The 10,694-nt window shown below is 64.2% G+C and carries 9 protein-coding genes; 7 read left to right on the forward strand and 2 right to left on the reverse strand.

The genetic code is table 11. The annotated features are described in order from the left end of the window. The first annotated feature begins 3 nt into the window (after positions 1 to 3). From nuoI to nuoN, 6 genes are read left to right on the forward strand one after another with little or no spacing between them, the layout of a single operon-like run. Positions 4 to 552 carry an NADH-quinone oxidoreductase subunit NuoI gene (gene nuoI / locus CTR55_RS27095; protein ID WP_296291629.1) on the forward strand — a complete coding sequence of 183 codons (549 nt, stop codon included), beginning with the start codon at positions 4 to 6 and terminating at the stop codon, positions 550 to 552. 11 nt (positions 553 to 563) lie between these two features. Then, the gene (gene nuoJ / locus CTR55_RS27100; protein WP_296291631.1) at positions 564 to 1,064 is read left to right on the forward strand and encodes an NADH-quinone oxidoreductase subunit J; all 501 of its coding nucleotides are present in this window, start codon (positions 564 to 566) and stop codon (positions 1,062 to 1,064) included. 3 nt (positions 1,065 to 1,067) lie between these two features. Then, on the forward strand, positions 1,068 to 1,376 hold the full coding sequence (gene nuoK / locus CTR55_RS27105; RefSeq protein ID WP_296291633.1) for an NADH-quinone oxidoreductase subunit NuoK: 309 nt from the start codon (positions 1,068 to 1,070) through the stop codon (positions 1,374 to 1,376). After that, positions 1,373 to 3,220 (forward strand): NADH-quinone oxidoreductase subunit L, encoded by a 1,848-nt coding sequence (gene nuoL, locus CTR55_RS27110; RefSeq protein ID WP_296291635.1) that lies wholly within the window; start codon positions 1,373 to 1,375, stop codon positions 3,218 to 3,220. Before nuoK ends, nuoL begins: the two co-directional genes overlap by 4 nt. A gap of 28 nt (positions 3,221 to 3,248) precedes the next feature. After that, positions 3,249 to 4,778 carry an NADH-quinone oxidoreductase subunit M gene (gene nuoM, locus CTR55_RS27115; protein WP_205335543.1) on the forward strand — a complete coding sequence of 510 codons (1,530 nt, stop codon included), beginning with the start codon at positions 3,249 to 3,251 and terminating at the stop codon, positions 4,776 to 4,778. Positions 4,779 to 4,785: 7 nt separating this feature from the next. Further along, positions 4,786 to 6,249 (forward strand): NADH-quinone oxidoreductase subunit NuoN, encoded by a 1,464-nt coding sequence (gene nuoN, locus CTR55_RS27120; RefSeq protein WP_296291637.1) that lies wholly within the window; start codon positions 4,786 to 4,788, stop codon positions 6,247 to 6,249. A gap of 194 nt (positions 6,250 to 6,443) precedes the next feature. Here nuoN and CTR55_RS27125 read toward each other — a convergent pair whose 3' ends face one another. Next, entirely contained in the window at positions 6,444 to 7,511 is a 1,068-nt protein-coding gene (locus CTR55_RS27125; protein WP_296291638.1) for an AI-2E family transporter, read from the reverse strand. Between the two features lie 80 nt (positions 7,512 to 7,591). Beyond that, complete coding sequence (locus CTR55_RS27130) at positions 7,592 to 8,911, reverse strand: Na+/H+ antiporter family protein (protein WP_296291639.1); 1,320 nt, start codon at positions 8,909 to 8,911, stop codon at positions 7,592 to 7,594. A 298-nt stretch (positions 8,912 to 9,209) separates the two neighbouring features. Here CTR55_RS27130 and CTR55_RS27135 point away from each other — a divergent pair. Further along, a partial coding sequence (locus CTR55_RS27135; protein WP_296291641.1) for a methyl-accepting chemotaxis protein occupies positions 9,210 to 10,694 on the forward strand: 1,485 nt, incomplete at its 3' end.

Below are 10,694 nucleotides of genomic sequence, written 5' to 3' on the forward strand. Positions count from 1 at the left end.
ACAATGATCAAGTACATTTTCGAAGTGGTGCACGGCACCTACACCCAGCTTCGCAGCCTGGTGATGATCTTCGGCCACGCCTTCCGCAAGCGTGACACCCTGCAATACCCGGAAGAAGCGGTATACCTGCCGCCGCGCTACCGCGGCCGCATCGTCCTCACCCGCGACCCCGATGGCGAAGAGCGCTGCGTGGCCTGCAACCTGTGCGCAGTAGCCTGCCCGGTCGGCTGCATTGCCCTGCAGAAAGCCGAGGCCGAAGACGGTCGCTGGTACCCCGAGTTCTTCCGCATCAACTTCTCCCGCTGCATCTTCTGCGGCCTGTGCGAAGAAGCCTGCCCGACCACCGCGATCCAGCTGACCCCGGATTTCGAGATGGGCGAGTTCAAGCGCCAGGATCTGGTCTACGAGAAGGAAGACCTGCTGATCTCCGGCCCCGGCAAGAACCCGGACTACAACTTCTACCGCGTTGCCGGCATGGCCATCGCCGGCAAGCCGAAAGGCGCCGCGCAGAACGAGGCCGAACCGATCAACGTCAAGAGCCTGCTGCCGTAAGGAGACGTCGCGTGGAATTCGCTTTCTACTTCGCCGCCGGCGTCGCCGTGCTGGCAACCTTCCGGGTCATCACCAACAGCAATCCGGTGCATGCCCTGCTCTACCTCGTCATTTCGCTGCTCGCTGTATCGATGACCTTCTTCAGTCTCGGCGCACCGTTCGCCGGTGCCCTGGAAATCATCGTCTACGCCGGCGCGATCATGGTGCTGTTCGTCTTCGTGGTGATGATGCTGAACCTCGGTCCGGCTATCACCGAACAGGAACGCAAGTGGCTCAAGCCCGGCGTCTGGATCGGCCCCGGCGCGCTTGCCGCTGTGCTGCTGGTCGAACTGCTGTGGATGCTCTCGCGCACTCCGAGCGGTGCCGGCATCGGCCACACCACCGTGGACGCCAAAGCCGTGGGCATCAGCCTGTTCGGCCCGTACCTGCTGGTCGTCGAACTGGCCTCGATGCTGCTGCTGGCAGCTCTGGTCGCCGCCTACCACCTCGGCCGCCACGAAGCGAAGGACTAACCCATGAATGCAATCCCTCTCGAACACGGACTGGCGCTTGCCGGTGTGCTGTTCTGCTTCGGCCTGGTGGGCCTGATGGTACGACGCAACATCCTGTTCGTACTGATGAGCCTGGAAGTGATGATGAACGCCGCCGCCCTCGCCTTCGTGGTCGCCGGTAGCCGTTGGGGTCAACCCGACGGCCAGGTGATGTTCATCCTGGTGCTCAGCCTGGCTGCAGCCGAGGCCAGCATTGGCCTGGCGATCCTGCTCCAGCTGTATCGCCGCTTCCATACCCTGGATATCGACGCTGCCAGCGAGATGCGCGGATGAACCTGCTGCCCCTTACTTTCCTGTTCCCCCTGGTCGGCTTCCTGCTGCTCTCGTTCTCCCGTGGCAAGTGGTCGGAAAATCTCTCGGCACTGGTGGGTGTCGGCTCCGTGGGCCTCGCGGCCCTCTCCGCCTTCTGGGCGATCTGGAGCTTCCACAGCAACCCGCCCGAAGGTGGCGCCTACAGCCTGGTGCTGTGGCAGTGGATGAGCGTTGGTGACTTCAAGGCCAACTTCACCCTGTACCTGGACGGCCTGTCGGTCACCATGCTCGGCGTGGTCACCGGCGTCGGCTTCCTGATCCACCTGTTCGCCTCCTGGTACATGCGCGGTGAAACCGGCTACTCGCGGTTCTTCGCGTACACCAACCTGTTCATCGCCAGCATGCTGTTCCTGGTGCTGGGCGATAACCTGCTGTTCATGTACTTCGGCTGGGAAGGCGTGGGCCTCTGCTCCTACCTGCTGATCGGCTTCTATTACAGCCACGTACCCAACGGCAACGCAGCGCTGAAGGCGTTCATCGTCACCCGTGTCGGCGACGTGTTCTTTGCCATCGGCATGTTCATCCTGTTCCAGCACCTGGGTACGCTGAACATCCAGGAACTGCTGGTCCTGGCTCCGCAGCACTTCGCCAAGGGCGACCTGTGGATCAACGTCGCCACCCTGATGCTGCTCGGCGGCGCCGTCGGCAAATCGGCCCAGCTGCCGCTGCAGACCTGGCTGGCCGACGCGATGGCCGGCCCGACTCCGGTCTCTGCGCTGATCCACGCCGCCACCATGGTGACCGCGGGCGTCTACCTGATCGCCCGCTGCCACGGCCTGTTCGAGCTGGCTCCGAACGTTCTGGAACTGGTCGGCGTCATCGGCGCCGTGACCCTGGTCCTGGCCGGCTTCGCCGCCCTGGTGCAGACCGACATCAAGCGCATCCTCGCCTACTCGACCATGAGCCAGATCGGCTACATGTTCCTGGCCCTGGGCGTTGGCGCCTGGGGTGGGGCGATCTTCCACCTGATGACCCACGCCTTCTTCAAGGCCCTGCTGTTCCTTGCTTCCGGTGCGGTGATCGTCGCCTGCCACCACGAGCAGAACATCTTCAAGATGGGTGGTCTGTGGAAGAAGCTGCCGCTGGCCTACGCGAGCTTCGTGGTCGGTGGCGCGGCGCTGTCTGCCCTGCCCTTCCTGACCGCCGGCTTCTACTCCAAGGACGAGATCCTCTGGGAAGCCTTCGCCAGCGGTCACCCGAACCTGCTGATCGCCGGTCTGGTGGGCGCGTTCATGACCTCGCTGTACACCTTCCGCCTGATCTTCATCGCCTTCCATGGCGAAGCGAAGACCGAGGCACACGCCGGCCATGGCATCAGCCACTGGCTGCCGCTGGGTGTCCTGATCGTGCTGTCCACCTTCATCGGCGCGCTGATCACTCCGCCGCTGGCCGGTGTTCTGCCGGAAAGCGCCGGCCATGCCGGTGGTGAAGCCAAGCACAGCCTGGAGATCGCCTCGGGCGCCATCGCCATCGCCGGTATCCTGCTGGCGGGCCTGCTGTTCCTCGGCAAGCGCCGCTTCGTCACTGCCGTCGCCCAGAGCGCGCCGGGCCGCTTCTTCGGCACCTGGTGGCTGCACGCCTGGGGCTTCGACTGGCTGTACGACAAGCTGTTCGTGAAACCCTATCTGCTGATCTGCCGCCTGCTGGCCGCGGACCCGATCGACAAGACCCTGGTCCTGGTCCCGCTCACCGCCCGCGGTGGTCACAAACTCCTCAGCCTCACCGAGAACGGCCGCCTGCGTTGGTATGCCGCTTCCCTGGTGGGTGGCGCCGCGCTGCTCCTCGGCGCGCTGCTGCTGGCTTAATGAATTCACGAAAGAGATTGAGCCCGACATGATTCTGCCCTGGCTAATCCTGATCCCCTTCATCGGCGGCTTCCTTTGCTGGATCGCCGAGTACACCAGCAAGACCCTGCCCCGCTGGGTCGCCCTGGGATCGATGGTCCTCACCCTGGCCCTGAGCCTGTGGGTGTGGCACACCGGTGACTTCCAACTGGCCCCTGCGCCGGGTGGCGAACCGCAGTGGACCCTGCAGTTCCAGGTACCCTGGATCGAGCGCTTCGGCATCAGCGTGCACCTGGCAATGGACGGTCTGTCCCTGCTGATGGTCGCGTTGACCGGCCTGCTCGGCGTGCTGTCCGTCCTCTGCTCGTGGAACGAGATCCAGCGCCGCATCGGCTTCTTCCACCTGAACCTGCTGTGGATCCTGGGCGGTGTGATCGGCGTGTTCCTCGCCGTTGACCTGTTCCTGTTCTTCTTCTTCTGGGAAATGATGCTGGTGCCGATGTACTTCCTCATCGCGCTCTGGGGTCATAGCTCGGACGACGGCAAGAAGACCCGCATCTACGCCGCCACCAAGTTCTTCATCTTCACCCAGGCCAGCGGCCTGGTGATGCTGGTGGCGATCCTGGGCCTGGTGTTCGTGCACTACAACAGCACCGGCGTGCTGACCTTCAACTACGCCGACCTGCTGAAGACCCAGCTGCCGCCGCACACCGAGTGGATCCTGATGCTCGGCTTCTTCGTCGCCTTCGCGGTGAAGATGCCGGTAGTGCCGGTGCACTCCTGGCTGCCGGACGCCCACGCCCAGGCACCGACCGCCGGTTCCGTGGACCTCGCCGGCATCCTGCTGAAGACCGCCGCTTACGGCCTGATCCGCTTCGCCCTGCCGCTGTTCCCCAACGCCTCGGCCGAGTTCGCGCCGATCGCCATGACCCTGGGCCTGATCGGCATCTTCTACGGCGCCTTCCTGTCGTTCGCCCAGACCGACATCAAGCGCCTGGTGGCCTACTCCTCCGTGTCGCACATGGGCTTCGTGATGATCGGCATCTACTCCGGCAGCCCCCAGGCGCTGCAAGGTGTGGTCGTGCAGATGATCGCCCACGGCCTTTCCGCCGCCGCACTGTTCATCCTCTGTGGCCAGCTGTACGAGCGCCTGCACACCCGTGACATGCGCAAGATGGGCGGCCTGTGGTCGCGCATCCCGTACCTGCCGGCCGTGGCGCTGTTCTTCGCCACCGCTTCGCTGGGCCTGCCGGGTACCGGCAACTTCGTCGGCGAGTTCCTGATCCTGCTGGGCAGCTTCAAGGTCGTCCCGGTGATCACCGTGATCGCCACCTTCGGCCTGGTGTTCGGTTCGGTCTACTCGCTGATCATGATCCACCGCGCCTACTTCGGCCCAGCCAAGTCCGACACCGCCATCGCCGGTCTGAACTTCCGCGAGCTCTCCATGGTGCTGGGCCTGGCGGTGCTGCTGATCGTGCTCGGCGTCTACCCGCAGCCGGTCCTCGACACCTCCGCGGCAACCATGCACGGCGTCCAGCAATGGCTGGGTGCCGCCCTCTCCACTCTGGCAGCACGGTAAGCGCGATATGACCTTCACGATTCAACACTTCATCGCGCTCCTGCCGCTGCTCATCACCAGCGCCACCCTGGTGGTGGTGATGCTCGCCGTGGCCTGGAAGCGTAACCACTCGATGACCGCCACCCTCTCGGTGATCGGTCTGAACCTGGCCCTGCTGTCGATCCTCCCGGTGCTGAAAGTCACCCCGATCGAAGTCACCTCTCTGATGGTGATCGACAACTTCGCCTGCTTCTACATGGCGCTGATCCTGATCGCCGCCCTGGCCTGCACCACGCTGGCCCACGCCTACATGGAAAGCTTCCCGGGCAACCGCGAAGAGCTGTACCTGTTGCTGCTGCTCTCCACCGCAGGCGGTCTGGTACTGGTCAGCGCGCAGAACCTGGCGGGCCTGTTCATCGGCCTGGAACTGCTGTCGGTGCCGGTCTACGGCATGGTCGCCTACGCCTTCTTCAACAAGCGCACCCTGGAAGCGGGCATCAAGTACACCGTACTGTCCGCCGCCGGCTCCGCCTTCCTGCTGTTCGGCATGGCCCTGCTCTACGCCGAATCCGGCAGCCTGAACTTCACCGGCATCGGCGCTTCGCTGGCCGAAGGCACCAGTCATGGCCCGCTGCTGTCCATCGGCGTCGGCATGATGGTCGTCGGCCTGGGCTTCAAGCTGTCGCTCGCGCCGTTCCATCTGTGGACTCCGGACGTCTATGAAGGCGCCCCGGCGCCGGTGGCGACCTTCCTCGCGACCGCCAGCAAGGTGGCCGTGTTCGCTGTGCTGCTGCGCCTGTTCCAGATCGCTCCGGCAGCCCTCAACAACGGCCTGCTGCACGACGCCATCGCGGTCATTGCCATCGCTTCGATCCTGATCGGCAACCTGCTGGCGCTGACCCAGAGCAACATCAAGCGCCTGCTCGGCTACTCGTCCATCGCCCACTTCGGTTACCTGCTGATCGCCCTGGTGGCCAGCAAGGGCCTGGCCGTGGAAGCGGTCGGCGTGTACCTGACCACCTACGTGGTCACCACCCTGGGCGCCTTCGGCGTGGTCACCCTGATGTCCACTCCGTACAGCGGCCGTGACGCCGACGCCCTGTTCGAGTACCGCGGCCTGTTCTGGCGCCGTCCGGTGCTGACCGCGGTAATGACCGTGATGATGCTGTCCCTGGCCGGCATCCCGCTGACCGCCGGCTTCATCGGCAAGTTCTACATCGTCGCCACCGGCGTCGAGTCGCAGCACTGGTGGCTGGTCGGCTCGCTGGTACTGGGCAGTGCCATCGGCCTGTTCTACTACCTGCGCGTGATGGTGACCATGTTCCTGGTCGAGCCGAACATGAAGCGCCACGACGCTCCCCTGGACTGGGCCCAGCGCGCTGGCGGCATCATGCTGGTGGCCATCGCCCTGCTCGCCTTCTTCCTCGGCGTCTACCCGCAACCGCTGCTGGACATCCTCCAGCACAGCGGCCTGGTAGCCATCGCCGGCTAAGGTCGACAGGCAATAAAAAACCCCGCTTCGGCGGGGTTTTTATTGGGTGCGCGCGCTTTTCGTAGGAGCGAGCTTGCTCGCGAACAGACCCCGCTGCGAGGCAAGGTTCGCGAGCAAGCTCGCTCCTACAAGTTGGTGCCTCTGGCATCGATGGGTATCGCTGCGCTCCACGCCATCCTACAAGGTGCTCTGCCCTACTCCGCCGGCTTGGCTACTTCACCTTCACGGCCGGTGAACAGGTCCCATGAGGCCATGAACAGCGCCGCGATCAGCGGGCCGATGACGAAGCCGTTGAGACCGAACAGCGACATGCCGCCGAGGGTGGAGATCAGCACCACGTAATCGGGCATCTTGGTGTCCTTGCCCACCAGGATCGGGCGCAGAATATTGTCCACCAGGCCGATCACCACTACGCAGAACAGCGTCAGCACCACGCCTTCCCAAATCGCCCCGGTGAGCAGGAAGTAAGCCGCTACCGGCACCCAGATCAGCCCGGCACCGATGGCCGGCAGCAACGACAGGAAGGCCATCAGCGTGCCCCAGAGCAACGAGCCCTGGATGCCGAGGAACCAGAAGATCAGTCCCCCAAGCGCCCCCTGGGTCACGGCCACGGCGATATTGCCCTTCACCGTGGCGCGAATCACCGTGGTGAACTTGGTGAACAGGTGCTGCTTGTGCTCCACGCTCAACGGCACCGCCTGCTTGATGCGGCGGCCCAGCGCCGGCCCATCACGCAGGAGGAAGAACAGCAGGTAGAGCATGATGCCGAAGCTGATGACGAACTCGAAGGTGTTCTGGCCGATGCTGAAGGCCTTGGTGGCGACCAACTGGCTCGCCTGCATGGCCCCCGTGGACAGTTTCTCCTGCAGGCTGGACAGGTCCGTCAGGTCGAAGCGTTCCAGCCACTGGTGCGCCCAGGTCGGCAACGCAGCCATCGCCTGCTGGAAGTAGGTGACAAAGTTCAGCTCGCCCGACTTCAGGCGCTGGTAAACAGCGGCGCCCTCTTGCACCAGCGCCCCGGCGATGAAGGTCACCGGCAGGATCACGATCAGGAAGCACACAGCCAGGGAGATCAGCGCGGCGAGGTTGTTGCGCCCCTTGAGTTTCTCCCGCAGGCGGCGCTGCAGCGGCGCGAAGATGATCGCCAGGATGGTGCCCCAGAAGACTGCCCCGTAGAACGGCAGCAGAATCCAGCCGAAGGCGAGTGTCACCACCAGCAACAGGGCGAGGAACGTCCGGTATTCCAGTTTCGATTCGAACATGAGCGGGTCCATGGAAGGATAAAACCTGCTCATTAGTCAGCAGTTGCCCTGCCAAGTGCAACTTTCAGCGCGCGAGCGCTCTAGAGCACCATCGCAGCCAGCCAGCCGAACGCCATCAGCGGCAGGTTGTAGTGCAGGAAGGTCGGCACCACAGTGTCCCAGATGTGGTTGTGCTGGCCGTCTACGTTCAGGCCCGAGGTCGGCCCGAGGGTGGAGTCCGAGGCCGGCGAGCCCGCATCACCCAGCGCCCCCGCCGTCCCAACGATGCTGACGATGGCCAGTGGGCTGAAGCCCAGGTGTACCGCCAGCGGCACGAAGATCGCCGCGATGATCGGCACCGTGGAGAAGGACGAACCAATGCCCATGGTCACCAGCAGCCCCACCAGCAGCATCATGAAGGCACCCAGCGCCTTGCTGCTGCCGATCCAGCCGGCAGCGCTGTCCACCAGGCTGGCGACCTGCCCCGTCGCCGTCATCACCGCCGCGAAGCCTTGGGCGGCGATCATGATGAAGCCGATCATGGCCATCATCTTCATGCCTTCGGTGAACAGGTCGTCCGCTTCCTTCCAGCGCACCACGCCCGACAGCGAAAACACCAGGAAACCTACCAGCGCGCCGAGGATCATCGAGTCCAGTAGCAGTTGCACGGCAAACGCCGCCGCCACTGCGACACCCGCCACGGCCAGACTCATCTTGCTGTAGGGCGTGTCGACCCGTTCGGCCTGTTCGATGCGTTCCAGGTCGTAGTCACGCTTGCGCCGGTAGCTGAAGAACACGGCGATCAGCAGGCCGCAGAGCATGCCCAGCGCCGGGATCAGCATGGCATGGGTGACATTGATGCCCTGCACGTCAACGCCTGCGCGGGCCACGTTGGCCAGCAGGATCTGGTTCAGGAAAATGTTGCCGAAGCCCACCGGCAGGAACATGTAGGGGGTGATCAGGCCGAAGGTGATCACGCAGGCGATCAGCCGACGGTCGATCCGCAGGCGGGTCAGCACATAGAGCAGCGGCGGCACCAGCAGCGGAATGAAGGCAATGTGGATCGGCAGGATGTTCTGCGAGGAGATCGCCACCACCAGCAGCAGGCCGACCATCATCCACTTGAAAGTGCTGGAGCCGTTCCCCTCGTGCCGGCCGAGCATCGCCAGGGCGCGATCGGCCAGGGCGTGCGCCATTCCGGAGCGGGCAATGGCCACGGCGAAGGCGCCGAGCATGGCGTAGGACAGCGCAACGGTGGCACCGGCACCCAGCCCCTCGTTGAACGCCTTGAGCGTGCCATCCATGCCCAGGCCGCCGAGCAATCCACCCGCCATCGCACCGGCGATCAGTGCGACCACCACATGCACGCGACACAGGCTCAACACCAGCATCAGGCCAATGGCGATCAACACCGCATTCATCTTCACCACTCCTCTCACGGGTCGCCGCGCCGATGCGCGAGCAAAAAAAGGGCGCGCACTCTGCCAAACACCTGACGGAGTGTCAAAACCCGTGTCGAATCAGGACGTTTCCGAAATCCCGCGGCAAGACTTTCACCGCAGCGCGCACGCTTTTTGCCTGGCTTTTTGCCGCCCGTCGCGACGGCACGCCAGAATCGCCTGTTTTCCGGCGTTTCGCCCCGTCACGGGTCAAGAAGATGCGGGAAAGGCCGATATACCAGGTATTCCCGAGGTTTCGTTAAAACAAGGACCCCTCTCCATGTTGCTGCGCCGTCTCTCCATCCAGTGGAAGATCACGTTGCTCGCCGGGCTATGCCTGCTCGGCGTCGTCTCGCTGCTGTCCGGATTGTCCGTCTACCGGACACAACACAGCACCGCACTGGTCAAGCAATCGAGCACCGAAATGCTCGATGAAGCGGCCAAGGCGCAACTACAGTCGCGCGGCGAAGTCCAGGCCATGCGCATCCAGCGCTACATCATGGATGCCTACCAGTATGGCAAGGGCTTTTCGCGGCAAGTGCTGTTCCTGCGCGACCAGGCGCAGAAACGCTTCCTCGACGCCTACGACCTGCGCGAGGACCTGACCCGTCAGGTGAAGACCGCACTGGAAGGCAATCCGGAGCTGCTGGGCCTTTATGTGGCCTTTGAACCCGACGCACTCGATGGCAAGGACAAGCTCTTCGCCGGCCAGGGCGAGCTGGGCAGCAACGATGCCGGCCGTTTCTCCCTCTACTGGTCGCAGGCCACGCCGGGCCACCTGGAGTCCGAGGCCATGGCTGAGTCGCTGCTGCAGGACACCAGTCCCGGCCCCAGCGGCAGTGCCTACAACGCCTGGTTCACCTGCCCCAAGACCACCCGCCAGCCCTGCGTCCTCGACCCGTACTTCGACGATGTCGGCACCAAGCGCATGCTGATGACCAGCATCGCCTTCCCGCTGGAACTGGACGGCAAGATCGTCGGCGTCATGGGCCTGGACATCAGCATGGAGAAGCTGCAGGAAATCAGCGTCGAAGGCAGCCAGGAGCTGTATGACGGTCAAGGCCGCGTCAGCATCGTCAGCGCCGCCGGCCTGCTCGCAGGCCACAGTGCAGACGCCTCCAAGCTGAGCAAGAAGCTCCTGGAGGTCTACCCCAACCAGGGTGCCGACCTGCTGCAGGCCATCGCTGCCAACCATAAGCAGGTGTTCCGCCAGGACGACCAGTTGCGCGTGGTCGAGCCGCTGCAGCCGATTCCCGGCTCCAAGCCCTGGGGCGTGCTGCTGGAAGTCCCGCAGAACGTCCTGCTCGGCCCGGCCATCGAACTGCAGAAGGAGTTGGACAACCAGCGCGTACAAGGCACCGTCTACCAGTTGGGCTTCGGCCTCGTCGCCATCCTGATCGGCCTGTTCGCCATGTGGCTCACCGCCCGTGGCGTGACCCGACCGATCCTCAACGTCGCCTCCATGCTGCGCAACATCGCCAGCGGCGAGGGCGACCTGACCAAGCGCCTGGAGTATTCCGGCAAGGACGAGCTGGGTGAACTGGCCGGCTGGTTCAACCGCTTCCTCGACAAGCTGCAGCCGATCATCCGCGACGTGAAATCCTCGGTGCAGGACGCCCGCGCCACCGCCGACCAGTCCTCGGAAATCGCCAGCCAGACCAGCGCCGGCATGCAACAGCAGTTCCGCGAAGTCGACCAAGTAGCCACCGCTTCCCAGGAAATGAGCGCCACCGCCCACGACGTCGCCAACAGCGCCGCCATGGCC

This window comes from Pseudomonas sp., from assembly GCF_002796985.1.
Lineage (GTDB): Bacteria > Pseudomonadota > Gammaproteobacteria > Pseudomonadales > Pseudomonadaceae > Pseudomonas.

Coding starts and splice junctions, on each gene's coding strand:
- nuoI (WP_296291629.1), top strand. CDS start 4: ATGATCAAGTACATTTTCGAAGTGGTGCACGGCACCTACACCCAGCTT.
- nuoK (WP_296291633.1), top strand. CDS start 1,068: ATGAATGCAATCCCTCTCGAACACGGACTGGCGCTTGCCGGTGTGCTG.
- nuoL (WP_296291635.1), top strand. CDS start 1,373: ATGAACCTGCTGCCCCTTACTTTCCTGTTCCCCCTGGTCGGCTTCCTG.
- nuoM (WP_205335543.1), top strand. CDS start 3,249: ATGATTCTGCCCTGGCTAATCCTGATCCCCTTCATCGGCGGCTTCCTT.
- nuoN (WP_296291637.1), top strand. CDS start 4,786: ATGACCTTCACGATTCAACACTTCATCGCGCTCCTGCCGCTGCTCATC.
- CTR55_RS27125 (WP_296291638.1), bottom strand. CDS start 7,511: ATGTTCGAATCGAAACTGGAATACCGGACGTTCCTCGCCCTGTTGCTG.
- CTR55_RS27130 (WP_296291639.1), bottom strand. CDS start 8,911: ATGAATGCGGTGTTGATCGCCATTGGCCTGATGCTGGTGTTGAGCCTG.